30 protein-coding genes and 2 tRNA genes are annotated in these 26,091 nt (G+C 36.5%); 22 read left to right on the top strand and 10 right to left on the bottom strand.

The annotated features are described in order from the left end of the window. Positions 1-96: 96 nt before the first annotated feature. Positions 97-1,308: an IscS subfamily cysteine desulfurase gene (locus MMF97_RS13510; RefSeq protein WP_243363020.1), complete on the bottom strand. Its 1,212-nt coding sequence runs from the start codon at positions 1,306-1,308 to the stop codon at positions 97-99. A gap of 120 nt (positions 1,309-1,428) precedes the next feature. Between MMF97_RS13510 and mce the strand changes: the two genes are divergently transcribed. The 8 genes from mce (at position 1,429) to MMF97_RS13470 (ending at position 7,108) form a co-directional block, all read left to right on the top strand. Next, entirely contained in the window at positions 1,429-1,830 is a 402-nt protein-coding gene (gene mce, locus MMF97_RS13505; RefSeq protein WP_243363019.1) for a methylmalonyl-CoA epimerase, read from the top strand. Beyond that, entirely contained in the window at positions 1,827-2,114 is a 288-nt protein-coding gene (locus MMF97_RS13500; RefSeq protein WP_243363018.1) for a hypothetical protein, read from the top strand. The genes mce and MMF97_RS13500 overlap by 4 nt, the downstream gene beginning before the upstream one ends. 103 nt (positions 2,115-2,217) lie before the next feature. Further along, entirely contained in the window at positions 2,218-4,296 is a 2,079-nt protein-coding gene (locus MMF97_RS13495; protein ID WP_394801174.1) for an HD family phosphohydrolase, read from the top strand. A gap of 67 nt (positions 4,297-4,363) precedes the next feature. Beyond that, a tRNA-Ser gene (locus tag MMF97_RS13490) sits at positions 4,364-4,450 on the top strand. 17 nt (positions 4,451-4,467) lie between these two features. After that, positions 4,468-4,541: transfer RNA gene (locus tag MMF97_RS13485), tRNA-Pro, on the top strand. A 265-nt stretch (positions 4,542-4,806) separates the two neighbouring features. Continuing rightward, positions 4,807-5,274, top strand: a complete 468-nt coding sequence (locus MMF97_RS13480; protein ID WP_243363017.1) for a DUF1203 domain-containing protein — start codon at positions 4,807-4,809, stop codon at positions 5,272-5,274. A gap of 276 nt (positions 5,275-5,550) precedes the next feature. After that, positions 5,551-5,907, top strand: a complete 357-nt coding sequence (locus tag MMF97_RS13475; protein ID WP_243363015.1) for a YciI family protein — start codon at positions 5,551-5,553, stop codon at positions 5,905-5,907. Next, the gene (locus MMF97_RS13470) at positions 5,897-7,108 is read left to right on the top strand and encodes a DUF6596 domain-containing protein (RefSeq protein WP_243363014.1); all 1,212 of its coding nucleotides are present in this window, start codon (positions 5,897-5,899) and stop codon (positions 7,106-7,108) included. Before MMF97_RS13475 ends, MMF97_RS13470 begins: the two co-directional genes overlap by 11 nt. A gap of 32 nt (positions 7,109-7,140) precedes the next feature. On the opposite strand, the gene MMF97_RS13465 is transcribed toward MMF97_RS13470, so the two are convergent. Beyond that, the gene (locus MMF97_RS13465) at positions 7,141-9,009 is read right to left on the bottom strand and encodes a sensor histidine kinase (RefSeq protein WP_243363013.1); all 1,869 of its coding nucleotides are present in this window, start codon (positions 9,007-9,009) and stop codon (positions 7,141-7,143) included. Positions 9,010-9,131: 122 nt separating this feature from the next. Here MMF97_RS13465 and MMF97_RS13460 point away from each other — a divergent pair, with 122 nt between their 5' ends. Continuing rightward, the gene (locus MMF97_RS13460) at positions 9,132-9,869 is read left to right on the top strand and encodes a DUF72 domain-containing protein (RefSeq protein WP_243363012.1); all 738 of its coding nucleotides are present in this window, start codon (positions 9,132-9,134) and stop codon (positions 9,867-9,869) included. Between the two features lie 20 nt (positions 9,870-9,889). Here the strand turns inward: MMF97_RS13460 and MMF97_RS13455 are convergent, their stop codons facing one another. Together MMF97_RS13455 and MMF97_RS13450 are read right to left on the bottom strand one after the other, a co-directional pair. Continuing rightward, entirely contained in the window at positions 9,890-10,090 is a 201-nt protein-coding gene (locus MMF97_RS13455) for a hypothetical protein (protein ID WP_243363011.1), read from the bottom strand. 46 nt (positions 10,091-10,136) lie between these two features. Continuing rightward, entirely contained in the window at positions 10,137-10,316 is a 180-nt protein-coding gene (locus MMF97_RS13450) for a hypothetical protein (RefSeq protein WP_243363010.1), read from the bottom strand. 256 nt (positions 10,317-10,572) lie between these two features. Here MMF97_RS13450 and ligD point away from each other — a divergent pair, with 256 nt between their 5' ends. Together ligD and MMF97_RS13440 are read left to right on the top strand one after the other, a co-directional pair. Beyond that, positions 10,573-13,236 (top strand): DNA ligase D, encoded by a 2,664-nt coding sequence (ligD, locus tag MMF97_RS13445; protein ID WP_243363009.1) that lies wholly within the window; start codon positions 10,573-10,575, stop codon positions 13,234-13,236. A gap of 3 nt (positions 13,237-13,239) precedes the next feature. Continuing rightward, the gene (locus MMF97_RS13440; protein WP_243363008.1) at positions 13,240-13,728 is read left to right on the top strand and encodes a CinA family protein; all 489 of its coding nucleotides are present in this window, start codon (positions 13,240-13,242) and stop codon (positions 13,726-13,728) included. 37 nt (positions 13,729-13,765) lie between these two features. Here MMF97_RS13440 and MMF97_RS13435 read toward each other — a convergent pair whose 3' ends face one another. Together MMF97_RS13435 and MMF97_RS13430 are read right to left on the bottom strand one after the other, a co-directional pair. Further along, entirely contained in the window at positions 13,766-14,344 is a 579-nt protein-coding gene (locus MMF97_RS13435) for a DUF4142 domain-containing protein (protein ID WP_243363007.1), read from the bottom strand. A 69-nt stretch (positions 14,345-14,413) separates the two neighbouring features. Beyond that, positions 14,414-14,923 carry a ferritin-like domain-containing protein gene (locus MMF97_RS13430; RefSeq protein ID WP_243363006.1) on the bottom strand — a complete coding sequence of 170 codons (510 nt, stop codon included), beginning with the start codon at positions 14,921-14,923 and terminating at the stop codon, positions 14,414-14,416. A gap of 185 nt (positions 14,924-15,108) precedes the next feature. Between MMF97_RS13430 and MMF97_RS13425 the strand changes: the two genes are divergently transcribed. Further along, on the top strand, positions 15,109-15,285 hold the full coding sequence (locus tag MMF97_RS13425; protein ID WP_243363005.1) for a DUF6496 domain-containing protein: 177 nt from the start codon (positions 15,109-15,111) through the stop codon (positions 15,283-15,285). A gap of 52 nt (positions 15,286-15,337) precedes the next feature. On the opposite strand, the gene MMF97_RS13420 is transcribed toward MMF97_RS13425, so the two are convergent. Further along, complete coding sequence (locus MMF97_RS13420) at positions 15,338-15,505, bottom strand: hypothetical protein (protein ID WP_243363003.1); 168 nt, start codon at positions 15,503-15,505, stop codon at positions 15,338-15,340. A gap of 127 nt (positions 15,506-15,632) precedes the next feature. Between MMF97_RS13420 and MMF97_RS13415 the strand changes: the two genes are divergently transcribed. The 5 genes from MMF97_RS13415 to MMF97_RS13395 all read left to right on the top strand — a co-directional run bounded on the left by MMF97_RS13415 (position 15,633) and on the right by MMF97_RS13395 (position 17,354). Then, complete coding sequence (locus MMF97_RS13415; RefSeq protein WP_243363001.1) at positions 15,633-15,836, top strand: KTSC domain-containing protein; 204 nt, start codon at positions 15,633-15,635, stop codon at positions 15,834-15,836. A 119-nt stretch (positions 15,837-15,955) separates the two neighbouring features. Beyond that, positions 15,956-16,183 carry a hypothetical protein gene (locus MMF97_RS13410; RefSeq protein WP_243362999.1) on the top strand — a complete coding sequence of 76 codons (228 nt, stop codon included), beginning with the start codon at positions 15,956-15,958 and terminating at the stop codon, positions 16,181-16,183. Between the two features lie 11 nt (positions 16,184-16,194). Continuing rightward, the gene (locus MMF97_RS13405) at positions 16,195-16,545 is read left to right on the top strand and encodes a hypothetical protein (protein WP_243362997.1); all 351 of its coding nucleotides are present in this window, start codon (positions 16,195-16,197) and stop codon (positions 16,543-16,545) included. Positions 16,546-16,547: 2 nt separating this feature from the next. Next, positions 16,548-17,003 (top strand): ferritin-like domain-containing protein, encoded by a 456-nt coding sequence (locus MMF97_RS13400; protein ID WP_243362996.1) that lies wholly within the window; start codon positions 16,548-16,550, stop codon positions 17,001-17,003. Between the two features lie 24 nt (positions 17,004-17,027). Further along, complete coding sequence (locus MMF97_RS13395) at positions 17,028-17,354, top strand: hypothetical protein (RefSeq protein ID WP_243362994.1); 327 nt, start codon at positions 17,028-17,030, stop codon at positions 17,352-17,354. Between the two features lie 11 nt (positions 17,355-17,365). Here MMF97_RS13395 and MMF97_RS13390 read toward each other — a convergent pair whose 3' ends face one another. Further along, positions 17,366-20,869, bottom strand: a complete 3,504-nt coding sequence (locus tag MMF97_RS13390) for a PAS domain S-box protein (protein ID WP_243362992.1) — start codon at positions 20,867-20,869, stop codon at positions 17,366-17,368. A gap of 127 nt (positions 20,870-20,996) precedes the next feature. On the opposite strand from MMF97_RS13390, the gene MMF97_RS13385 reads away from it, so the two are divergent. From MMF97_RS13385 to MMF97_RS13375, 3 genes are all read left to right on the top strand, one after another. Beyond that, positions 20,997-21,701 carry an MgtC/SapB family protein gene (locus tag MMF97_RS13385; protein WP_243362991.1) on the top strand — a complete coding sequence of 235 codons (705 nt, stop codon included), beginning with the start codon at positions 20,997-20,999 and terminating at the stop codon, positions 21,699-21,701. Positions 21,702-21,854: 153 nt separating this feature from the next. After that, positions 21,855-22,502: a response regulator transcription factor gene (locus MMF97_RS13380; RefSeq protein WP_243362989.1), complete on the top strand. Its 648-nt coding sequence runs from the start codon at positions 21,855-21,857 to the stop codon at positions 22,500-22,502. 113 nt (positions 22,503-22,615) lie between these two features. Then, positions 22,616-22,813, top strand: coding sequence for a hypothetical protein (locus tag MMF97_RS13375; protein ID WP_243362987.1), 198 nt, complete (start codon positions 22,616-22,618; stop codon positions 22,811-22,813). Positions 22,814-22,969: 156 nt separating this feature from the next. Here MMF97_RS13375 and MMF97_RS13370 read toward each other — a convergent pair whose 3' ends face one another. After that, entirely contained in the window at positions 22,970-23,332 is a 363-nt protein-coding gene (locus MMF97_RS13370; RefSeq protein ID WP_243362986.1) for a hypothetical protein, read from the bottom strand. Beyond that, the gene (locus tag MMF97_RS13365) at positions 23,329-23,616 is read right to left on the bottom strand and encodes a hypothetical protein (RefSeq protein WP_243362985.1); all 288 of its coding nucleotides are present in this window, start codon (positions 23,614-23,616) and stop codon (positions 23,329-23,331) included. The genes MMF97_RS13370 and MMF97_RS13365 overlap by 4 nt, the downstream gene beginning before the upstream one ends. Before the next feature lie 197 nt (positions 23,617-23,813). Here MMF97_RS13365 and MMF97_RS13360 point away from each other — a divergent pair, with 197 nt between their 5' ends. Next, complete coding sequence (locus MMF97_RS13360) at positions 23,814-25,028, top strand: hypothetical protein (RefSeq protein ID WP_243362984.1); 1,215 nt, start codon at positions 23,814-23,816, stop codon at positions 25,026-25,028. Positions 25,029-25,045: 17 nt separating this feature from the next. Next, the gene (locus tag MMF97_RS13355; RefSeq protein ID WP_243362983.1) at positions 25,046-26,047 is read left to right on the top strand and encodes a DUF1016 N-terminal domain-containing protein; all 1,002 of its coding nucleotides are present in this window, start codon (positions 25,046-25,048) and stop codon (positions 26,045-26,047) included. Positions 26,048-26,091 lie beyond the last annotated feature (44 nt).

The following is a 26,091-nucleotide window of genomic DNA, read 5'->3' as shown; positions in this document are numbered from 1 at the left end:
TTTAGATTTCCTGCTGCCGTAAATATGATATTCTTAATTTATTCAATGATTGTTTATTTCAAATCGAAATTCGTAAATCTACAATCGTTATTCGTCTTAGTGTTCTGCCCACTCAATTTTACTCAGGTCAATTCCCTCTTTGAACATTTCCCAAAGTGGAGAAAGGTCTCTAAGATGGTTTACTGCATTTCTGGTATTTTCTATAGCATAATCTACTTCTTCTTCAGTAGTAAATCTGCCTAAACCAAAACGTATCGAAGAGTGTGCCAAATCATCAGATAAGCCTAATGATTTTAATACATATGAAGGCTCTAAAGAGGCAGAAGTACAGGCCGAACCTGAAGATACTGCTAAATCTTTCATCGCCATCATTAAACCTTCACCTTCCACATATTTAAAAGAGATGTTGGCTACGTGTGGTAAACGGTGTTCTTTGTTACCATTTACATAGCTTTCTTCAAGGCCTAATAAAGCATTTTCAAGTTTATCACGTAAAGCAGATAAGCGTTTAGCTTCTTCGTCCATTTCTAAACGGCACAATTCGCAGGCTTTACCAAAACCAACAATACCCGGTACGTTTAAAGTTCCTGAACGCATACCACGCTCATGACCACCGCCGTCCATTTGTGCAGTTACTTTAACTCTTGGTCCTTTTCTGCGTACATATAAAGCACCAATTCCTTTAGGGCCGTACATTTTATGTGCACTGAAAGCCATTAAGTCAATACCATCTGCATTTACATCAACAGGGATTTTACCTACAGCTTGTGTAGCATCTGTCATGAATAAGGCACCGTGTTTATGTGCAATTGCCGAAATTTCTTTAACGGGCTGAACTACGCCAATCTCATTATTACCATACATGATCGAAACAAGGATGGTTTCAGGAGTCATAGCAGCTTCTAATTCCTGCAGATCAATTAACCCATCTTCTTTAACGTTTAAGTAGGTTATCTTAGCACCTAATTTTTCAAGGTGTTTGCAGGTATCAAGTACAGCTTTATGCTCGGTAGTTGCAGTAATAATATGATTACCTTTATCGGCGTACATTTCAAAAACGCCTTTAATGGCTAAATTATCAGCTTCGGTTGCGCCCGATGTAAAAATAATCTCTTTATCTGTACAACCAATCAATTTAGCTACCTGTTCGCGGGCATAATCTACAGCTTCTTCTGCTACCCATCCAAAAGCATGGTTTCTGCTGGCTGCATTACCAAATTTGTTGGTAAAATATGGAAGCATAGCTTCTAATACCCTCGGATCTAATGGGGTAGTGGCATTGTTATCTAAGTAAATTGGAAGTTCCATTATCTCTAATTCTTTAAATCGTACACAAAGATACGAAAAAACTTTTCCAACTATTATAAATAATACCTATGAACATATAGATAAATGATGCATTTTTACATTGTAATAACCTTTAGTTTAATGAACAAGATAGAACACATAGGCATTGCCGTACGTAACTTAGGTGAAAGTATAAAACTTTATGAAAAGCTTTTAAATACGCCTTGTTACAAAACCGAGACTGTAGCCAGTGAACATGTAGATACTGCCTTTTTTCTAAACGGACCTAATAAGATAGAGTTGCTGGCCAGCACAGAACCAGATGGGGTAATTGCTAAGTTTATAGATAAGAAAGGAGAGGGCATACATCATATTGCTTTTGATGTAGATGATATACATGCCGAAATGGAGCGTTTAAGAAATGAAGGTTTTATATTACTTAACGAGCAGCCCAAAAAAGGAGCAGACAATAAGCTGATCTGCTTTGTTCATCCTAAAAATACAAACGGCGTATTGATTGAACTTTGTCAGGAAATGAGATGAGCGACATTAAGGCGTTGATAAGTATCGTTTCAAACGATTTTGAGGTAGATAATAGTTACTCTGAAGCTCAATTGAGGGCTGCACTGATCAAGGTTTTTGAATACCTTGTAGAAGACAATTTCAATAAATTACTGCAAATATTGTACAGAGCAGATGTAGATCAGTATAAGCTTAAAGCTTTACTGGAAAATACCGAAGATAAAAGTTCGGCAGAAATCATTGCAGATGCTTATTTGGAACGGCAAAAAGCCAAGATAGAAATTCGTAAAAAGTACAGTAGATAAATTTACAATAAGGGCTTTAGAACTAAAGTTAAAAGGCTTGTGGTAAAAGTTATAAGCTAAAATTATTAATTTTGAATTATATTAAAAGCTAAATCTCTTAACCTTGGCAAAGATCAATAAGAATTCGCATAAAATTTTATACCGTAAATATTCTTCTAATGTGAAGTATGTTTTGATGGTATTGAGTGTGCTGATCATCACACTTGTACTGCCTAAACAGCCTAAATTCAGGTATGAATTTGAGAAGGGAAAGGTATGGCTCAATAAAGACCTGGTTTCTCCTTTTAGTTTTGCCATTTTAAAAACACCTAAGCAGGTAGATGCCGATAAGAAAACAGCTTTGAACAATGTGTTGCCTATATACAAGTACGAAGATGATGTATTTAAGGCACAGGATGAGGCTTTTTTAAACGAGTTTGATATCAAATGGAAATCCGCTGGATTGAATGAGCATGAAAAAGAAAGAGCAAAAAACAATGCCCAAAATCTTTTAAAGATCGTTTATACCAAAGGTATCATTAGCATTAATGTGAAGCACCAGAAGAATGAAAAAAACTATGATTTCTCGCTGATCCATGATAATGTTGCCAGGACAATAAATGTAGAGGATGTGTTTACGGCAGAAAAGGCCCTCGACTTTTTTAAAGATAATTACAAAACACAGGATGTTAATGCCAAAAATCTGGTGTTAGACCTCTTAGAAAGCCATTTAAAACCCAATATATTTTTTGATGAGCGTTTAACCGCAGAGGTTCAGAAATCTACGTTAAACAGTATTTCTACCACCAGAGGCATGGTAGAAAAAGGTGAAATGATCATTGCAAAAGATAGTTTGGTTAACGATGATGCTTTTCAGAAACTGGTTTCTTTTAGGGAAAATTATGAAGCGCAGACCAAAACCGTTGGCAATGGCAGCCTGGTATATTTAGGCCAGATTTTTTTAGTAGGCTTTATCATTGCCTTACTGATGATTTTCCTTTTCCTTTTCAGGAAAGATATTTTTGCCGATAACCGTCAGTTATCGCTGCTGTTACTGGTGGTAACTACCATGTTGGTGGTATTAACCTGGGCATTAAAATTTAATATTTCCAACCTGTATCTTCTGCCATTCTCTATTGTTCCGATCATTATCAGAATACTTTTTGATACGCGTTTGGCACTTAACCTGCATTTGCTGGTTATTTTAATTGCCGGCTTTTTTGTGCCCAATAGTTTTGAATTTGTTTTTTACCAGACTACCGCAGGTATGGTAGCCATTTATAGTATAAGGTATTTGGTGCGTCGTGAGCAATTGCTGATTTCGGCATCTTATATTCTGGTATCTTATTTTGTGGCCTTTGTAGGTATTCACTTACTAAGAGAGGGTTCTTTTAGCCAGATAGAATGGTCTAACTTCCTGCCTTTTGTATTTAGTGTATTGTTGTCGTTATTGGCTTATCCTTTAATTTATGCTTTTGAGCGAGTGTTTGGTATCACTTCAGACGTGGCGCTAGTAGAGCTTACCAATACCAACAATAAACTGTTGCGTGAGTTGGCTTTTAAAGCTCCGGGTACTTTTCAGCATTCGTTGCAGGTAGCCAATTTGGCCGAGGCGGCTATTTTTAAAATCGGGGGAAATGCTTTGCTGGTTAGGGCAGGGGCTTTATACCATGATATTGGTAAAATGGAAAATCCGCAGTATTTTATTGAAAACCAAAGTACAGGGGTAAGTCCGCATGATAAATTACCTTATGAACAGAGTGCCCAGATTATTATCAGGCATGTGCATAAGGGCATAGAAATTACACGCAAGCATAAATTACCTGAATCTGTGATCGATTTTATCAGAACGCATCACGGTAATACCCGGGTAGATTATTTTTACCAGTCTTTTTTAAAGAACTCTCCCGAAAAATTTATCGACGAGAATATTTTCAGGTATCCGGGACCTATACCTTTTTCTAAAGAAACAGGTGTGCTGATGCTGGCAGATTCGGTAGAAGCAGCATCAAGAAGTCTTAAAAATCCGGATGCGGAGAGTATAAATTTACTGGTTGAACGTATTATTGATTATAAATTGGAGCAAAATCAATTAGATAATTGCGATTTAACCTTAAAAGATTTAGAAACTATTAAGTTGATTTTCAAGACGATGTTAATGAGTATCTATCATGTGCGGGTAGATTATTTACAAAAGGTGTAATTTTTTTTTGCAAACATTAATGAATTGCTATATTTGCAACCTCGAAACGCAGCAACGCCGATCGAAAGGAGAGGTGCCTGAGAGGCCGAAAGGAACAGTTTGCTAAACTGTCGTACTGGTAACGGTACCGCGGGTTCGAATCCCGCCCTCTCCGCAGAGGTAAAACCTTTTCGGGATGTAGCGTAGCCCGGTATCGCGCCACATTTGGGATGTGGAGGCCGCAGGTTCGAATCCTGCCATCCCGACAAAAGCCACTGATAAAATCAGTGGCTTTGTCTTTTTTAAAGCATTATTCTCTGATCAATAAAAAACTATTATTATTATTATTATTTATCTAAGGATTAAATTTTAATACTCGAGGTGCCTAACATATAGATAAAACCACGTGTTGTTACATTTGAAAGTTCAAACTCCAAACGATGAGTAGTAATGCCAAACATCACTAAACATAGCAAGATTCAGATTGGACAATAACCTTAATTCATTGATTTTTACTAAAAAAACATAACAATGAATTTTAGATTAAAATCATTAGATGACATGGAATTTGCCCACATTTTTGAGTTGGACAATTTAGAGTTAGCAAAAATCAACGCGAAAAGAATAATTGTAGACAAGTTTCCCGGATTTCCTTGTAGAGTAAGTTTACAAGACGCAGAACTTGGAGAAGAAGTTATTCTGTTGCCTTACCAATATTATAAAATAAATTCGCCCTATAGAGCAAGTGGGCCAATATTTATAAGGAAAGTAGGTAAAACTGCAAATTTGGATATCAACGAGGTACCAAAAATGTTTGATCACCGGCTACTTTCGTTACGTGGATATGATAAGAATGGAATTATGAAGAATGCTTCTGTAATTGAAGGCCAAAATCTTAGGGAAAAAATAATTCAAACTTTTGAAAACGAAGACATAGATTATATCCATATTCACAATGCTAAACCAGGGTGTTATAACTGTATGGTAGAAAGAGCTTAATTTTAATGAGTTTTAGTTAGGTATCTTTTTGTATTTACTATTTAACGATAATAAGTTATTATTGCCTAGTTATGGTACCCATTTATGCTTTTTTATATTTTATTTAATGAAATTAGTTTGGGAAATTTAAGGGACCTGTTAAAGCTAATTCTTTTCAATTGAGTAAGTTGACGAACATACCGCTAACACAAAGTTTTATAATACTCCAAAAAAAAGAAAAAATGTCCAAAATTGAGACTTCTAAATGTCTTTGCTAAAATTAAAAAACAATTTACAATGAAACAGTTCTTATTATTACTTCACGAAGACATTAAAAAACTAAACGAATTATCTCCAAAAGAAATGGAGGAATTGGCTCATGTCCATATGAATTGGGCAAATAAATTAGCTGAGGCGGGCCATCTGATCTCAGGAGACGGATTAAACGAAAAAAGTATTCTCATTACAGGAAAAGATGCTGTTGTTAAAGACGGCCCTTATTTGGAATCCAAAGAAATTATTGGTGGATATTATTTGCTACAAGCGGATAATTTGGAAACGATTGTAGAATTGGCTAAAGAATGCCCTACGCATCATTACGGAGGAACTACTGAAATCCGTCCGATAATGGAAATGGATGATTATGAGCAATAATTCACTTCCAAAAGAAGAAATAAATTACAGAGCATTATATGGAAAGCTGTTTTCGGGGTTATTAAATCAATTTGGGACGAATTACGTTTCCGAAATTGAGGATGCTATTCAAAATTCGTTTTTGAAATCTCTGAGAATATGGAAACAAGATAACATTCCGAACAATAAAGAAAACTGGCTTTTCATTGTGGCTCGTAATGATGTATTGAACCAAATTAAGCAAAGAGAAAACAATAGTTTCTCGGTAGAATATATTGAGGATAATTCAACAGGCAATATCGAAATCGATTTACGGCTTCAAACGATCATATTCATTTCTACTTTAGAAAATATTTCAAATCAAGCCAAAATACTGTTTGTCCTTAAAAATATTTTTGGGTTAAACATAACTGAAATTTCTGATTGTACTTTAATTAATCAGGAAGCGATTTATAAAAGCATTAATCGTACAAAGAAAAGTATACAACTTGAGTTTAATGGCAATGTAATTGACTTAAATTCAATTACAGCTCATCAAAAAGCCATTGCCATTGTAGAAGAAATACTTTATGCGGTTTTCAATACTGGTTTTGATTTTTTTAGCGAAAAGGCAGAAAGTATTGTGAATGAGGATTTGTGTTTAGAAGCATTTGCTTTGACAAAATTTTTGCTCAGCCAAAATAAATTGAGTTCAACAAGCAATTTATTGGCACTTTTTTGTTTTCATATTGCAAGAATTCCCGCAAAAATTGACAATGGGAAACTCATTTCTTTTTTCAATCAAAACCGTGAAAAATGGAATAAAGAATTGCTCAATTTAGGCTTTTATTATCTCAAAAAACCGGAAACAGTAAGTAAGTTTTATCTTGAAGCGGTCATCATCAGCAAGTATATGTCCATAAATGAATTAACTCAAAATGACTGGGCTGACATTGTGAAATTATACGAAATGATGCAAAAAGTTTCACAATCACCCATTGTAAAACTGAACTATTGCTTTTGTTTAAGTAAAATTGGAGAAATAGAAAAAGCCTTAATTATTCTATCTGAAATTGAAAAAGAATTACCTAACGAACACATTTATTTTTCTTTGGTAAAAGCTAAAATTCTAAAGGAAATTCATCCTAAAGAAGCCGATGATTTATTCATTTCGGTTATGAACAAAATGAACCAAAAAATAAGAAGAGAATATTTATTAGAAAACGAATTAATCAGGTTATGAAATCGATTATAGATTGTAAGTTTTGTTGAAGATTAATTTATCGGTAATTCTACATAAAAAATGGTTCCAGATTCCGGTTCACTTTCAAACCAGAGCTTTCCACCTTGAGCCTCAACAAGCTGTTTAGAAATCGCCAATCCTAAACCAAATGATTGCTCGCCTGCTGTTCCAATTCGTTTGGCATCGGTAAACATATCAAATATTTTGGAAGCTATTTCTTTCGGTATGCCTATGCCATTATCTTTTACGGAGATAAGTGCATGCTCTGCTTCTTTTTGTAAAGCTACCTGAATGGATGAGCCATTAGGACTAAATTTAATGGCATTGGCAATTAAATTGCTCACTACCCGCCATAGTTTTTCCTGGTTGGCAAGAACACTTATGGTTACATTAACCTGTAGGTCAATTTGTTGTTCTTTTAATGCTGCTTTATGACGTAAAAGGTCAACACAATACTGTAACAGATCACCCAGATCAACGGGTTCTTTTTCCAGTTCATTCGTTTTGGTATGAGCCAAAAGCAAGTCGTTCACCAAATCGAGAGAGAGTTTTCCGGATGTTTTGATCATTTCTAATCCTTCTCTGTCTTCTTTTGTACGTCCATCTTCATCTAGCATCATTGAAGCAATAGAATATATACCGCCTATGGGATTGCGTAAATCGTGTGCTACAATTTGCATCATTCGGGTATTATTGGCCTGGCTTTGTTCTAATGCGTTCAGCGTTTTTTGCATATTGGAATTTTGAGACCAAATTTTCTTGTTCAGGTTCAATAATTTTTTCCGGTTGTTCCATAGTTTAAACAAAGCAAAAACGGTAACCATCAGAGAAATTCCTAACGCTATAAGAAGACCTGTTTTCTGCTCATTTTTTTTGCTTAACAGTTTATTGTCATCTTGAATAGCATTATACTTTACATAGTCACTGATAAACTTTTTCGATTTTTCCCATTCTGCCGACGTGGCTTTTTCCAATTCAACATAAACCTTAATAATTTCATCCTTATCGCCTAACTGTTTAGCAAATTCTAAGGCATTATTTAAAATATAGATTTCCAAATAACTGTCACCACTTTTCTGCGCTACATGGTAAGTCTGGTAAAGATAATCAAGCGCTGTTTTGGGCTTGTTATCGTAATACCCGGTCATTAAGAAGAGTGAGTTAATTTCTATATTTGGGTTGCCATTACGTTGCGAATTTGATATCAATTGTTTGATAAGAGGTAATGCTTGCTGTTTTTCCCCATTCAAAATTAATAAGCGTGCTTGCCACAACAGGTTAAAGCTTAGCATGTACTCGTCATTGTAACGGCTTGCAATAGCTTTAGATTTACTGAGGTAATATTTAATACTGTCTGTAGAAAGATCAGGGTTACGGTTACAATAAGTTATATATACTTCAGACATTATGCTGTCTTTTTGAAGTTTTGTTCCGGTTTCGATCGCCTTTTGTAAAAGAGATACAATCTTTTTTCTATCCGAAATGCCTTTGTTCAGCACTTCTACCATATCTAAATGTACCCGAATGATTTTTTCTATATCATCTGTCTTTTGGTAAAAAGGTAATACTTTGCCAAGTATGTCTAAAGATTCTGCATATAGTCCTCTCTTAAAAAAAGAGTGTGCAAGTAGCAAGTCTGCATCTGTTGCGCCTTTCTGGTAATGTAAATTGGTTGCTATTCGTTTGGCCTGCATTCCATAATAAAAACAGCTATCAGTATTTATGTTTCGGTAAAGTGTTCCCAGCTTATTTAAGCTGTTGATCATCACAATGCTGTCTTTGGCTAAAGATAAGCTATGCAATTCTTGTCTGATCTTTTGGATCTGTCCTTTAGAGGTGTTGCCAAACAGGCAAAATAAAAGAATGAGAATTAAGCAAGTTATAGGTTTTGTGCGCAACATAGGTATTAAGCGTAAAAACTATTTAAAACTACAAATTTAAATTACATAAATATGTTTAATAAAGTTCTAAAAATTGCCAATTCAATTGTTATACATCATACAGAAAGTATATCAATAGTCATATGAAGAAAGGAAGAATTTATATCGGGACATCGGGATGGAAATACAAGCATTGGAATGGAATATTTTATCCTGAAGATCTTAAACAGAAAGATCAATTGGATTATTATTGCCAATCGTTTGATACCGTAGAGCTGAATAATTCTTTTTACAGGCAGCCCTCTGCCGAGAATTTTAGCAAATGGAAAACTTCTGTACCACCAAAATTCTGTTTTTCTGTAAAGGCAAACCGTTATTTTACCCATACCAAAAAATTAAAAGTAAGCGCAGATGATATTAAGGATTTTTTTGATCGTTTGGTTCATTTAGAAGAAAAGTTGGGGGTTGTATTATTCCAATTACCACCGGGTTGGAAAATAGATGTAGAACGATTGGAAAGTTTTCTTAAACTCTTATCACCGCTGTACCGTTACACTTTTGAGTTTAGAAATCATAGTTGGTATGAAAAAGAGGTTATTGAATTGTTAAAACGTTACAACGTGGCTTTCTGCATTTATGAGCTAGCGGGTCATCTATCGCCCTTAAATATAACTGCTGATTTTGTATATATAAGACTGCATGGTCCCGGAGCAAAATATCAGGGTAGCTATCAGGAAAAAGAATTGAGCACCTGGACTGAATTTGCGAAAAAAGCCGCCGCAGAATCAAAGGATGTTTACATCTATTTTGATAATGATCAGGCGGCTTACGCAGCTTTTAATGCAAAACGATTAATAGAACTTATAAAAGCTGATCGTTGATAGTTCTTGCAGATAGAAGCTCATTTTTTCTCCTTGCCTTTTGGAGTTTTATGATCTAATTGGTTAGACAACTGGCTTCCTTTGCCATCAGCAAATTCCTTTTCATCTTTTGTGTACTTAGGCGCTTCATGTTTGTCTTTAGAAGTTGTAGCTTTCTTCTTGTTTTCTGAAACAAGAGGTGTATCTGCTTTTAATTTGTTTTTATTTTCAGGCTTTTTCATAATTATGATGATTTTAAATGAACAATTAAGTTGATGACAGATTAATTCAGATCCGGTATTTCTTACCTAATTTGGGCAAACGGACAACCTGCTTTTTATCTGCTGCGGCCAAAGGTATACTCTGATCGGTTGATTGCTGATCTTCATTATAAGTAAACCCCGATCCCCGAACCGTTTTCTGCTTTTGCTGGCTGATCTTTTTCTCTTTTTCCTTATCGGTATTCACAACAATTTCCTCCTTTAAGTCTCTTCATGATTTTGAACATTTATGTATGTATTTTGGTTTAATTGGTCTTAAAAACAGGTATATACTGTTAGAGTTGTTATGAAATACCTATTATGTTTTGCCATTAATACCTGTTTAGAATGAGAAGGTTCTTTTATTTGCTTTTTAGGATATAAACACGGCTGTATATCGAAACTTTTAATTCGTTCATACTGTTTAAACATGAGATATGGATAACGTTTTAATATGAAGGATTATGAGTTTATCAAAATACAAGCAGAAGCGATCTACAGACAAAACACCTGAGCCCTTTGGCGGAAAATCGTCGGGAAAAGAATTGAGATTTGTGATACAGAAACATGATGCATCTCATCTGCATTATGATTTCAGGCTGGAGATGGACGGCGTTTTAAAAAGCTGGGCAGTACCCAAAGGACCTTCAACAGATCCTGCTGTAAAACGTTTGGCCATGATGGTAGAAGATCACCCTTATGACTACCGAAATTTTGAAGGCATTATTCCTAAAGGTCAATATGGGGGAGGAACAGTAATTGTTTGGGACGAAGGTACTTATGAGCCAGCAGATTTTACAGATCAAGATGTTGTTAAACAGGAAAAGCAACTACTCCATGAGCTGCATGCAGGAAAGCTGAAGTTTTCGTTAAAAGGCAAGAAACTAAAAGGAGAGTTTGCATTGATCAAAGCCTATGGAAGAGGAGAGAACGGTTGGTTACTCATGAAACTGGAAGATAAATATGCCTCTGCCGAAGATATTACCCGAAAAGATAAATCGGTTATCTCTAAAAAGACGATAGAGCAGATGGAACAAGCTCCTGTTCAGGTGTATGGACGTAAAACAATTAAAAAAGATACTACAGTAAAAGATCAGCCTGTAAAACCCCAAGCTCAATCAAAGCCAGATGAGTTATTGAAAGATGCGCCAAAACAGCTTTTTTATAATAATCTTAAACCTATGTTGGCCACTTTGGTAGACAAACCTTTTGATAATGACGATTGGTTGTATGAAATAAAATGGGATGGTTACCGGGCGCTTGCCTTTCTCGATGGAAATAAGGTTGAACTGAAATCGAGGAATGACAAAAATTTCAATGATAAATTCTATCCTATTTACGATGCGCTCAAGTCGCTAGATCTTAAAGCTATATTAGACGGCGAAATTGTGGTGGTAAATGAAAACGGTCAGGCCAATTTTGGTAAACTACAAAACTGGCGCAGTGAAGCAGACGGAGAACTGATCTATTATGTTTTTGACATTTTATGGTACAATGGCCATGACTTGAAAGCACTTCCCCTTATAGAAAGAAGAAAGCTATTGGAAACAATTTTACCGGAGCAATCGCAAATTCAGCTGAGCCATACTTTTGATACTTCGGGTGTTGAGTTTTTAGCTGCAGCAAAAAGAATGGGCTTGGAAGGTATTATGGCCAAAAGAAAAAACAGCCTTTATCATGTTAATGACCGTTCTGCTGATTGGTTAAAGATCAAAGCCAATAAAAAACAGGAAGTGGTAATAGGTGGTTTTACCAAAAATGAAGGTACCAATAAGCTGTTCAGCAGTTTGCTGGTAGGCGTTTTTGATCAGAAGAAAAATTTTATTTATACAGGTAAAGTAGGTACCGGATTTAACCAGAAAATGCAACAGGAAATGATGGCGCAATTTATGCCACTTATTGTTAAAAAACCTGCATTTAAAGAAGAACCCGATGTAAATAAGCCTTCCCGTTTTAGGCATGATCCACCGCATGCTACGGTAACCTGGCTTAAGCCTGAATTGATTTGCGAAGTAAGTTATACGGAAATTACCAGCGATGGCGTAATGCGTCATCCCTCTTTTGATGGTATGAGAGAAGATAAAAAAGCTAAAGAAGTGGTATTAGAAACAGAAAAACCTACAGAAGAAATTGTAGAAAAGCAGGATCGGAAAATCATTAAAGCAAGGGAAAAACCTGGTCGCAAAACTTTGCTCAATCCTAGCGAGGCTACGCAGGTTAGGAAAATAGGGGGGCATGAATTGCAGTTTACCAATCTGAAAAAGATTTTCTGGCCTATGGAGAAAATTACCAAAGGCGAGCTGATTAATTATTACTACCAGATTGCTCCGGTTTTGATGCCTTACCTGAAAGAAAGACCAGAATCAATGAACCGTTATCCAAATGGTATTACCGGAAAAAGTTTTTTCTTTAAAAATGTAAAAGGAAAAGTTCCCGATTGGATGGATACCTACGATTATTACAGTGAAGCAGATCAAGAAAAAAAAGAATACCTCGTTGCCAATGATGAAGCCACTTTATTGTACATGATTAACATGGGTTGCATAGAGCTTAATCCCTGGAGCAGTACCGTTAAAAAGCCAGATCATCCTACTTTTTGTATCATAGATCTTGATCCTGATAAAAACACTTTTGATCAGGTGATAGAAACGGCGCAGGTTACAAAATCGGTATTAGATGACATGGGCGTGCAGAGTTACTGCAAAACAAGTGGCTCTACAGGCCTTCATATTTATATTCCTTTAGGTAATAAATATACCTATGAACAAAGCAAAGAGTTTGGTCGTATCATTGCTACCTTAGTTAACCGTGAGTTACCTAAATTCACCACGTTAGAAAGGCATATTTCGGATCGTAAAGGAAAACTCTATATCGATTTTCTGCAAAACAGGCCACATGCAACCATTGCCTGTGCTTATGCCGTAAGACCTAAACCCGGAGCACCCGTATCTATGCCCTTGCAATGGGATGAAGTTAAAAAAGGTATGAAAATGACAGATTTTAACATTCATAATGCGATAGAAAGAGTGCAAAGCTTAGGCGATATTTTTAAACCCATACTGGGTAAAGGAATAGACCTGTTAAAAGTAATTAAGAAAGCTTCAAATCACACTATTGAACAAGCCTAAATTATGAATCAGATTGTAGAAAACTGTTGCAAGATGTTAGCTCAAAGAAAGCTTTCTATAGCATTTGCAGAAAGCGCTACTGCCGGTAGGGCATGTATGGAATTTAGTCTGTGCAAAGATGCAGGTACTTTTTTAAAAGGGGGGATAAACTGTTATGATGCCGTAATCAAAGAAACTTTGCTAGAAGTTCCAAAAGAACTGATTGATGCCTATACGCCTGAGTCGGCAGAAGCTTCTTTTGCCATAGCCAAAGGCTTAGTAAAATTAATTGATGCAGACCTGTATGTGGGGGTAACAGGTCTTACCAGCTCAGGTGGTAGCGAAACTCCCGAAAAGCCTGTAGGTACTATGTTTTTTTGTGGGCTGTATCATAACGAGAAGCTGTTTGAAGATCGAAAGGTTTTTAAAGGAAATGCAGAAGAAATCATACTAAAGTCTGTAGAACATATAGCCGCATTAGTAACCAGAAGTTTTGAACAAGGCCTGTTGTAAGCGGCTTATAAAATTAGTATGATCTCTGAAGAAAATATTATTTTAAGTTGTTTTTTATCTTTCTGATGGCATTGATATGAGAATTGATCACAGGCATCATCTTATTGGCAAAAGCTTTTAAATCAGGATCTGTGCCTTTCATGGCTTCGTGTTCCATAAAAGCTAAGACTTTTACATGATCTTTTTCCATCATATCAGCGTATTTTTTATCGAAATCACTTCCGGTTTTTTCGGCCAGATCATTTCTGCGGTTCTGATTCTCGTTGCTCATGGTTACGGGCAAGGTAATATTTTTGCTTCTGGCCAAGGCAGTGAGTTCATCATTAGCAGCGCCATGGTCTTTTAACATCATATTGGCAAAATCTGTAATTTCCTTATTGCCGGTTTTGCTGATGGCAAGATTGGCCATGCTAACTTCTGTCATACCTGCATCTGCCACATTGGTAGCAAATTCTGCTTCTTTTTCATTTACTGTAATGATGTTGTTTGCAGTGGTTGCAGTATCTTTTGTATCATTAACACTGTCTGCTAATTCTTTGGCATCTTTTGGCCGGGAGTTACAGGCAATCATTACTGTAAAAGCTGCACTGTAAAATAAAAAAAGTAATTTTTTCATATGCTTATTTTTAGGTTATTAAAAGCCGATGCATACAGTCTGTAAACACCGGCACAAACAGAAAAAGAACTATGCCATTACATTTGCTTCAGACATGGCAATGTCTGTAAGCTTGCGATCGGTTTCTTTTTCTTGTGCAAGCGTAATTTCGAGTAAGCCTTTGGCTTCTTCATGCTCCATCAGGCTTGCATAAGTTACCAAGCAACCATAACTGGCAATTTCATAATGCTCTATCTTTTGGGCTGCGGCAATTAATGCAGCATCCAGCGCTTCGTTATATTCAAAATCGTCTATAATTTCTTCAGCTTCATTAAGCAAACCTTCCATGGCTTCGCACTTTTTTGCGGTAATGCTGAGGTTCATCAGCATAAAGATTTGTTTTAATCTTTCTATTTGTTCAGCTGTTTCTGTTTGGTGTTCGGTAAAAGCGGTTTTGAGTTTTTCACTAACGGCTTTTTCAGCCATCTTTTTCAAACCTTTTAAAAGCTGCTTTTCTGCACCTAAAATATCTCTCAGTTCATCTACAAAAAGCTCGTGCAAATGGCTGTTGGGCATAGCGTTATCTTTATCCTTTTTCATGGTAATCGGTTTTAGGTAGGTATTTGATTGTACCCATAAAAGAAAACTTTAAGGTCTTTTGTTTCTTGGAGTTCTAAAATGGGTATTTTACGATTTTTTTAACGGGTACAAATACCTGATTTTAATCGTACATAAACAATCGGCTTAGATTTACCTTATTAGTTAGTAAATAAATTAATAAGACAATGGCAAAGTATTCGAAAAAAGCAGGCGAAAAAGTAGAAAAAGCCATGCATGAAATGAAAGAAGGAAAATTGAAAAGTGGTTCTGGTAAAAAAGTAACCTCTAAAAAACAGGCAGTTGCTATTGGCCTGTCTGAAGCCAGAGAAGCAGGTGCGAAAGTTCCGAAGAAAAAGTCGTAGCAACCGCTTTAAAGCAACGTAAAGAATTTAATAAATAAACATTGTTTCAGCTTTATGTTGCTTGCTTATCTTGTTTATCCTTATCTAAGTGCATAAACTCATCATACTGGGTTTTCAGTTCATGGAGCTTAGCTTCCGTAATTTTAGATCTTTCTCTTAGCGCTTTAGATTTATTTAACAGATTAGTTATAATCTGTTTGTACTTGTTAGACTTGCTCATATACATCGGGTTTACTCAAATATAGCTTTTAAGAGAGTATGATTTTTATCTTATTGAAAAACAGGTATTTTATGAGTTATATACTTACGCTTATAGTATAAATAACGTTAGATGAAATATCGTGGTCATGCCTTCGTCCGTAATTGCACATATCAGCTATCAGGCAGAAAAAGAAGCTTTAACTGTAGTTTTCAACTCCGGTGATGTATATCTCTATGAAAAGGTGCCTGAAAAAATCTATAAAGAATTTAAGGCAGCGGTTTCAAAAGGTAAATACCTAAACCGTAAGCTTAAAAAACTCTTTACCGGTAAAAAGATAGCTCCTCTTTAGCATGCGTTAAATACGGTTTGCTATTCTTTAAAATACCTGATTTTGAGATATTAAGAACTTTTTAAAGCGTTCATCCATTTAAATAAAGAAGTTTTTTAACCCATATTAAAAAATAAAATATGAAATCAATTAAAGTTATATGTGCAGCTGCAATAAGCCTTATGGCAATTAGCTGCAGTTCAGAACATAGAGAAACAATGATGAGAGACAGTAGTGTATTGGGCGATACAAGCGTGATAGACAGTAGTGGTGTAGCAGATACGGCAGGCGTAGATAGTATGTATCGTAACAGTCCTGCCCGCTCAGATACAGCTAAAACTGCTCCTAGAAAAAGAAATCAACCTTAAAAAACAGCGTTATGGAAATTCAATTTGAACAAAACAGAGACTTTAACCAGCTGCACAGAGAAGAAAATCCAGTTTCTGATAAAAAAGAAGAAGAAAAAGGAGAACTAGGCGGTAGTGAGGGAAATCCTGACCAAAAACTGGTAAACAGGGAAGAATTGAATAAGGAGGAAAGAGAATTAGATCGTAGGCCTGCAGATATTGCTCATGGTGAAGGTGATCAGCTTGGTGATGAAAGCTCTTCGGCCATAGCAGGTGTACAAAGCGACCAGCAGAATTCTACACGTGGTAACAGGAAACCTTTGGGAGAAGATCCCAATTATAATGCAGAAACAGAAAATAAAGAAAATAAAGCACAAGAATAATTATGGAAACGAACAGTAAAATTATAGAAGACCTTAAAGGCTTAGTTAACATTTTAAATGATGGCAAAGAAGGCTATACGTCTGCAAGCGAAGCTACCCGTACGCCCGAGTTAAAAGAGTTATTTTTACATTATGCGTCGCAACGTATGACTTATGCCGATGAACTTAAAAAGCACATCACTTTACATGGTGGGCATAGTGAAAATGAGGAGGGGGGAATATTGGGTGCTTTACATCGTACCTGGATAGACATTAAGGAAGATTTAAGCCCTAACGAAGATGAGGCAATCTTAAGTTCAGTAGAAACCGGTGAAAAAGCAGCGATAGAAAAATACGATAAAGTATTGGAAGACTATGCCGATCATATGGATCACGTAGGTATTTTAAGACGACAAAGAGAGGGGATTTTAGAAGCTTTAAAAGAAGTAGAATCCTGTCATATTCGCCTGGAAAAATAAATCTAACCTAAACCGGAAATAAAGATGGATGAACAAAAGAAAGACCCGCACTATGAACCAGGTTCAGTGCAGCGTCAAACCCAAAGAAATGAGCAATACGATTCAGAGCAAACAAATGCAGACGAGCAGAAAGAATTCGGGATTATCCCTGAATCGCAGGTAAAGGGTAGCGATGCCGATAAAGACAGGGAGGAAGAAGATATTGAGGATGACGACAATAATAATATAGGTCCTGATTTGGAAGAGATTGACGATGAAAAGGTCATACCAAGTTTACCTCGAGAACGCAAATCATGGAACTTTATCAATTTTGGTCTTGACGATCTTTTTGGCGGTTTATTACCTGCATAATTAACAGGTGGTTAAATAGGGAATTGGATTTGAATAACGGTTTGATGAGGTGCAGAATTAATCATAATTTTTCCATTTAGTAGCTTAACTTTTGACTCTATGGTTTTCAATCCAATTCCCTTGTTTTTTTCTTCACTATGTTCAAAACCTTTGCCATTGTCTTTTGCCATAATATGAACATGATTATTAACTACTGAGATATTGATATGTGCAATAGTGGCTTCTGCATGTTTCATGATATTTAGAGCCAGTTCCTGTACAATACGGTAAATGGCCAGTTGGAGGTATTTATCTAATTTGATGCCCATTCCTGAAAAAGTGCAATTGAAATGGGTTTCGCCTTTCAATTGTACACATATATCACGTATGGCGGCTTTTAAACCAAAATCTTCCAGAATAGAAGGCATGAGCTCATGCGAGATTTTTCTGCTTTCCTGAATGCACATGCTTAACAATTCTTTTGACCGGTTTAGAGCTTGGCTATTTTCATTCGTGTTGTCGTTTAGTTTAATGCGGTCTAAAGTGGTTTTAATCCCATATAACACCTGCCCCAAGCCGTTATGCAGGCTCTCGGCAATTCTTTGTCGCTCTTCCTCCTGTGCATTTAAAGTGGCTTTTAAAATTTGTTTTTGCTGTTGTTTCTCTAACAAGCGTCGTTCATAAGTTAATTGTCTGTTTTTTTCCTCTAAAGCTCTTTGCTGAGTAATATCCTGCGAAATTCCTACAATATGTGTAGAACTGCCGCTCTCATCTCGCATGTAAACCGTACTCTTAGTGGTTATCCAATGTATTTTACCTTTAGCATCTATTAGACGGTAGGTAAGTGATTTGATTTCTTTATGATGTTTACCCTTAAATTCATTTAAGCAAGCGTAAAAATTTACCTTATCATCAGGATGAATAAACCTTTCAAAGAAATCTTTTCCCATTTTTTTGATCTCAATCTGCGATTTTTCTACCAAGTGCTCAATGCGGTAATTAGAATAAAACTGTTGCATGGTATCTAGATTGATGGCATAGAGCATATCGGGAGCTGAATTAGCTATGCCTTCTATCATTGCAGAATTTTCATTGAAGAGCTGTTCAGCTATTTTGCGCTCACTGATATCTAGGTTGGTAGCTAATAGATTATCACCCATTTTTACGAACATGCAGGAATACCACTTGTTAAAGTCTTCAAAAGGATAAAAATATTCTGTACTGATGGGGGTACCGGTTTCCATTACTTTAACCATTTTGCTAAACAAGCCCATTTTTTTTATACCCGGATATTCTTGCGCATAAAGTTTACCTATAAGGTCATCTCTGCCTGTTTCCTGTTCTAAAGCTTTATTGGTAAGTGCTATCCTGAAATCGATTATATTACCTTTCTTGTCTTTTACTGCCTTTAAAACAGACATACCCATTAAGGTATTGTTATAAATAGCTGCCAGTTCATCCCTGCTTTCTTTGAGCTCTTTTGTTCTGAGATGAACATCTTTTTCCAGTTTGGCCAGGTATTTTTCTTCTGTTTCACGAATAAGATTTTCCTGATTTTTTTGAGCAGTAATATCCCAATGTATGCCTCTTACTTCAGAAATTCCGCTGTGTGGATGGTAAATGCCTTTTCCACGCTCTTCTATCCAGGCAATCTTACCATCAATGGGTCTGATAATGCGGTAAACATGATGGAATTCTTTTTGTTCTTCGCAGGCTTTTTCCAGCGTTTGCCTATGTTTTCTCTGATCATCAGGATGGATCATTGAAAAACCTTCACTCTCACTATAAGATAAACTCTTGTTTTTTAAACCAAATACCACCGGCGATAAGGGTGACATAACCACATGATCTTTCTTAGAAAGCCAGTGAAAAGTACTCATATTAGAGGCGGTGAGTGCTACAGCTAATTGTTCCTGTGAATGGTTAAGCTCTTTGGCCATATTGGCCTGTTCTACATAAGACCAGGTTCTTTCGGCTGTTTCCTCAATAAGTGTAACCTGATCGTTGGTCCAGATATGTGTAGGCGAATGATAGACCATTAACAAGGCTGCAAGCTGCCCTCTTTTGATTAAAGGAACAGCAACCCATGCATGTGACCTCAATGTTTGATGTAGTGAAAACTCTTTGCCTGATTTGCTTGCTTTAGTTTTTAATGGTAAAATAGCTCGGGTTTCTCCTGCTTTTAGGTGTTCACACTCTTCTCCAAGATCAGAAAAAGGGTAAAGTCCAGGCAGAAAGGTTACCTGTTTCCTTTTTTGATAAAGACGTTCGATTTGAATATAATCGATATGATTGATGTCAGTAACATGGCCATAAAAAGCATAATCTGCATTTAACTGTTCTGCAATAATACGGGCAGCAAGTTCTTGTATAACAAGCGGATCTGAAATAAAACGAATGGCATCAGTTAATTTCAGCAGATAACTTTGCTTTTCGTCACTTTGACGTAAGATGTTTTCTGCTTTTTTTCTTTCTGTAACATCATTAAACAATACGCCTACCAAATTATCACCTAATTCGGTAACAGGAAAGGCTTCTATTTCAAACCAGCCGTTAATCAATGCTGCAGGCAATTCAAAATGAGCAGATTTCTTACTGCGTACAATCTCTCCAAAAATCCTGAACCAGTGTTCCTCATGCTGAGGCCAGATCTCACGTATGGTTTTCCCTTCATAATTCTGTATGCCTGTTTGTTTCTGAAAGGCCGGATTTATTTCTATAAAACGATAGTCTATTGACCGTCCATTTTTATCCCAGATTACCTCTATAATACAGAAACCCTGATTAATAGAGTTAAAAAGTGAAGTGTACTTTTGGCGGAGTTTCGCGTTAAAGATTTCCTGTCTTTTCTTTAAGCTTGTAATATCCCTGCCTATGGCAATTACACTTTTGGTCTGGTTGTGTATGGTAAATTCTGGTGCTAACTTAATATCATAAAATACTTCGCCATCATGTGTTTTAAATGGCATAGAAACACGCTGTATATGACCGTTTTCTAAAACCTTATTAATTTTTTCGGTTAGTGGAGTAGTATCTGTATTTGACCATATTTGCTGAGGAGTTTTACCCCATGTTTCGTGAAGCGGTAATTTAGTCTTGTGATTAAAAGCAGTATTGCCATAGCTCAACCGTAGATCACTGTTCCATTTGGTAACTACATCGGGTGTATTTTCAACTAAGGTCTGGTATAAATTTTCGTTACGTTTATCTTTTTCAATACATTCAAAACTCACTACTACGCCACTAGATACAGGGTCAACATTTAATTTGATCCAGCCTTTGCTAAAAATTGAAATGTATTCAAAAGTACTGCTTTTCTTTTGGATAATGGCCTGGTTAAGCTCATGGAAGTAATTGGTTTCTTTTACTTCGGGAAACAACGACCAGATGTTTTTTCCCAGCATTGTTGTTTTCTCCTTGCCAAAAAATTCACCTGCTTTCTCATTAACATAGATAAAGTTAGATTCATTATCTAACATATAACAGGCCATAGGTATGATATCTAATATCAGCGAGGCATCTTGAAAATGGGGCATAAACAGAAGTGTGATTGATGTAAGTTAAACACAATTCTATTTAATTGGTTTGACTTAAGCCTGTTTTTTAAAAAAAATAAAACAAAACACTACAGTCTGCATTATAAAAGTTAGATAAGAAAATCCGATGTTAAATTTTGAGAGTACTTATATAGACGAGAAAGAAGTCCTCATCCGGCTTTGTGTAGCTACTGTTCTGGGAGGAATAATAGGCATGGAGCGCGAGCAGAAAGAATGGGTAGCCGGATTAAGGACTCATATTCTGGTTGCTGTAGGGTCAACATTGGCTATGATGGTATCTATTCATGGCTATGGAGATGTGGCAGGCAAAAAAGGATTTGAAATTGATCCATCAAGAGTAGCTGCGCAGGTAGTGAGTGGCGTAGGGTTTTTAGGTGCTGGTACCATTATTTTCTTAAAAAGAGAAGTGATTAAAGGCCTTACCACAGCCGCATCGATCTGGAGTCTGGCAGTAGTGGGCTTGGCAGTAGGCGGTGGCATGTACTGGGCTGCCGTGCTTACCACTTTTTTGGTATTGTTTGTACTAGGTGGGATCAAATGGATCGAGAAACGGTTTTTTAACCGCGGAAACTGCACTGCAGTTCATTTTAAGATGCCAAAAGGCGCACTGTCTAAAATTACAGCAATAGAAGCCATTTTTGCAAAACATAAAATACCTTTTGATGAGCTTACTTATACCACAGATGAAACCGACAGAAGTAACGATTTTGCCTTGGCATTTTATAGAAAGCAATCTCAAGGCAGAATATTAAAAGCCCTAGAAGAAATGCAGGAAAACGGAGAAATATTAAAAATCAGGTTTAAGTTATAGCAAGTATTTTTACGCTTCTTATGCAATTTATACCTGCAAAAATTTAAATAATACCTGATTTTTTAAGACTAAAAAACATATAATCGATCTTATTTTGTTTTAACGTTACAAAAGATTTATTTAGACAAGCAGTTACATACAATTAAGCATATAATGATAAATATTTTATTAGCAGAAGATCATAATATTGTTAGAAATGGGATAAAAATGCTTTTAGAAGCAGATGAGCAGATACGGGTTGTAGGCGAAGCCATAAACGGCATAGAAATTATGCAGCAGGTTGAGCTGAAACCAGTAGATATGATTTTGGCTGATATTAATATGCCTGAAATGGATGGTATGCAACTGCTCAAAGAAGTCAAAGCAAAATACCCACATATAAAAGTGATCATGTTGTCTATGCATGAGCATGAAAAATATGTGATGGAAGTCTTTAAATATGGCGGAGACGGTTATCTGCTAAAAAACATCGGTTCTGATGAACTCATATTTGCCATTAAATTTGTGCACCAGCAACGCAAATACCTTTGTGCAGAATTAACCATGATGCTCATGGACAAATTGCTGAAAAACAAAACTTTTTTTGCCGCCATGCCCGATAACGAAATTGATTTTTCGTTACGCGAGCTTGAGATCATACAACTTATAGCTGAAGGTATGACCAATCTCGAAATGTCTGAAAAACTGTTCCTAAGCAAACGCACTATAGAAGGGCATAGACAAAGCCTCTTAGATAAAACCGGCTCCAAAAATTCTGCTGCATTAATACGCTATGGTGTATTACATGGGCTTATTCAATAAAACATTTGCCAAACCTATGTTTTGCGGCCATTACTTAACCCTTGCTGCGGGTTAAAATAAAATCCGTGCAAAAATGGTAAACCTTATTTGGTAAAATTTTTAAATCAACTAAGATGAAAGCACTTAAAGCATTCTTGTTTGCGGGTGTATTTGCACTTGCTGCAATTTTTACCCTTAACGCCAATGCAGGAAAAACAGCAACTGCTGGCGATTGTTGGACAGACCCCTCAAAGGTTGGTCAGATTGGTTTGGAAGATGAATTTCAGAGCAATTGTGTTTCTCCATTTCAATGGGAATGTTGTTATTGTTGAAAATCCCGTTGATCCTTCACATCCAACAGCATTACAAAAAACCAACACGCCATAATGCAAAAAATAGTCCTGTAATTTTACAGGGCTATTTTTCTATTGCGCATCTTTAAATACAATCATATCAATTCGTTCCTTTTTAAACCTAAACACAAAACCTTATGCTTCTAATTCCTTTTTAACTGCATCAAAATCTTCAGGATCAGCCTTAATATCAAAATTGACTACACCTTTATGGCCGCTTTTATTGATAATTGGATATTTAAACAAGTCTACATAAAACGGCAGCCAGTTTCGTGCAAGAAAAAAATCTAAATCAACATTTTTTGCGGTTAGGGTTTTAGTATTGCGGTTAATATTAAGATCATTTTTTTTTACCTGGCTTTGTAACGTGTCTGCATTCTTTACAGACGTTAACACCCAGCAATCTACCAATCGCTGTTCTTTTTTTGCCACTATACCATAGTATCTGCCAAAATAATTGTTTAAATCCTGCTCTATAATTTGGGGGCATTTGTTCAAAATCTGTAATTGGCCGAATGAATGAAATAGAAAATTGTAAGTGCTATTAAAGCACCTGCAATCAAGGCTGCGATTCGCAGCCATTTCTGGTAATCTGAATTAGCAGGTCCCGGCAAATGACTTTCCATATCATTAGTGATCCGTTCAATTTCCTCGTGGCTTAATTTGCCGGTGGCTTTTAAGTGGTAGCTGTTGTACCAATCCTCAACCCAGGCTTTTTCCTGCTCGGTTGCGGTGCCGTTTACATAGCGGTCCAGTAAATCCGATAATTCTTTTTTTTCCATTGCCCCGTTTTTTGGTGGTTTTAATACTAAGCCGATTGAAACGGGGTAAGGGAGTAGAGAGGAGGTTAAAAATCGTATTCTAAAAAGGGATAAATAGATATAATAATTTAAAATTTAATCTTTTATATATTTTATGGATTGCTATATTTGGTTCAACTAATTAATTCTCCATATCTTAAATATGTTCTCAAAACCCAATGAAAATTTCAATCAGAACCTTATTGCTGGCATTTTTTGCCATTTTAATTTTTAGCTACGGATGTAAAAAATATGACGTTGCCGATAAGGATCTATTAACCGCAAAAACGGTTAGCCCGCTTGTTGCAAAAGCAGAAATGACCAGTTGGATAGATAGGCACGTTGCTACCTCGCAGGCCGAAACCCAATCTTACCATCTTTTAAAACAAAACCTCAACTATGAAGCTGCGCACGTGCAAAAGCGTAAAAATGGTGAGGATGTACTTGTGATCCCTGTAAATGATGCGATAAGGGAAAAACTTAAGCTCAATGCCAATTACGCGTTAAAGGTAATAACCGTTAAAAAGAATGGAAAGCCCCGTTGGTCTATGATTATTGCTTTTCTTGCAGGTGATGGAAAAACCAAAAGCACGCTGAACAATAATTCTATACAAGGTATTGTAAACAATGAACGTTTAGAAGAAGATGGTTTATATAAGTTCTTTGATCTTAAAGGAAGGTTACTTTATCAGGTATCTTACAAGGATAAGAAAATAACCTCTTACGGCGCTGTACAGGCAAAGGATAAGCGCAACGGAAAGGACAAAGTAATGTCCACAAACGGAAGCGGCACTGGAAATAGCACTAAGATGCTCCTGCCTGAGCAAGAAGATTGTACGGAATATTACCTCGTAACCACGTATTATGATCAATATGGTAATCCCGAGTACCAAACCTGGGAATACCTGTTTACCCTCTGCAAAGATGGTAACGGTGGTGGTGGCGGTGGTGGTGGCGGCGGTACACCTCCGGAAGATCCGATAGATGTTGAAATGACACAGGAATTTAGCTTTCCGGTAGCCTATACCAGTTTTAGGCCGGAGGATTACCGTTTACCAGAGGGAGCACTCTCTGCAACGCCAGAAGGTACACCGCTAACTTATGATTGTAAGGTAAGCGTAACTTTTGCTTCAAGCACCCGCAAAATTCATGGTGTACAAGCCTATCCACTTGTCATTCACCCTGCAAATGAAACTTATCTCCATCCTGAATATGGAAGGATCGTCAGAAATGTTACTCCATTTTCTCAAAGCCACAATGCTTCATACGCTGGTCAAAAAGTTTCTGCTTATTGGACGTCTATAGTCAATTTCAGGTGGGCGTATCTCGATCGTAACAGTCTTCCCAATACAGATGACTTGGATTTCAATCATTCTACGTCGTTTATCTTTTAATGTTTTTTTACATCACTATGGAAAATAAAATTAAAGACGATTATAGCAGCTTCAGAATAGACATAATTGGAGAAGCAATTAGATCGCAGCAGTTTGATATGCTGAATGTAGCGAAAGAGGGAATGTTGCAATTGTTCTGGAACACTGGAAAATTAATCAATGAAGCTACTGCTTTGCAGGATCAGAATTTTGTAAAAGAACTTGCTTCAGTACTTGAAGTAAAATATGGCAGATATTTTTCCTTACCTGCGCTTGCACAAATGCAGGAATTTGCGAGGATTTGCCCTCCCGAGGAAATACTCCTCAGTATTTGCCATAACGTTGGGTGGAAACATATTCCTGTTCTGAATAAACTGGCTAAGCCTTCTGAATGGGTTTATTATGCTGAACTTGTATTTAAGTACCAAATTAATCCATCAGAATTGGAGGAGGAAATAAAGCAAAAAGACCTTACCAAGAATTCAAGCATGTCTGCGCGCCGATTTGACAAAGCCCTGATGGAAAGGTATAGGCAAGTTTTCGACCTTGATCAATTCTTCAAAAATGATAAGCACAGCATTTTCAGGAACCTGTTTGAGCTAAAGGCCATAGAAGATACGCTTACGGGGACTGAGCTTGTTGATCAGACTATGCACATGATAGACCTTGAGGTTGATAAGTTCCGTAAGGTTGGCAATACGGTTATAAATGCTATTGGCAATTATACGTGGGGGCATATAGGCGAGAATATAGCATCTGCCCGTGTGGCATTGGCCGGAGAAACAAGTCTTGAAACCATTCTGAAATCTATATCAGAGCGACTTAACGGTAATATAAGTACACAATGGCTTGAGCAGCAATTGAAAATTTACGAGAGGGTTAAAGCTGGCCCGTCAACTAATTCTGAAAACAACACACAGGTAATAAAGGAAGGGAACGTTACAACTACTGTAATCTCTACTGCAATTGGCGAGGATTTCAACACCGCACCAAATATTTACAAGAACCCCGATATTATGTACTTTTTAGAGCAGGCGTAACCAATATTGGTGTGTGGTTGTTTTGCTGATCTGGCCTAAATGAA

Origin of the sequence: Pedobacter montanisoli, from assembly GCF_022809115.1 — a bacterium.
GTDB classification, from domain to species: Bacteria; Bacteroidota; Bacteroidia; order Sphingobacteriales; family Sphingobacteriaceae; genus Pedobacter; species Pedobacter montanisoli.
The sequence above is the reverse complement of the archived record's forward strand: the minus strand, read 5'-3'. Positions and strand labels throughout refer to the sequence as shown.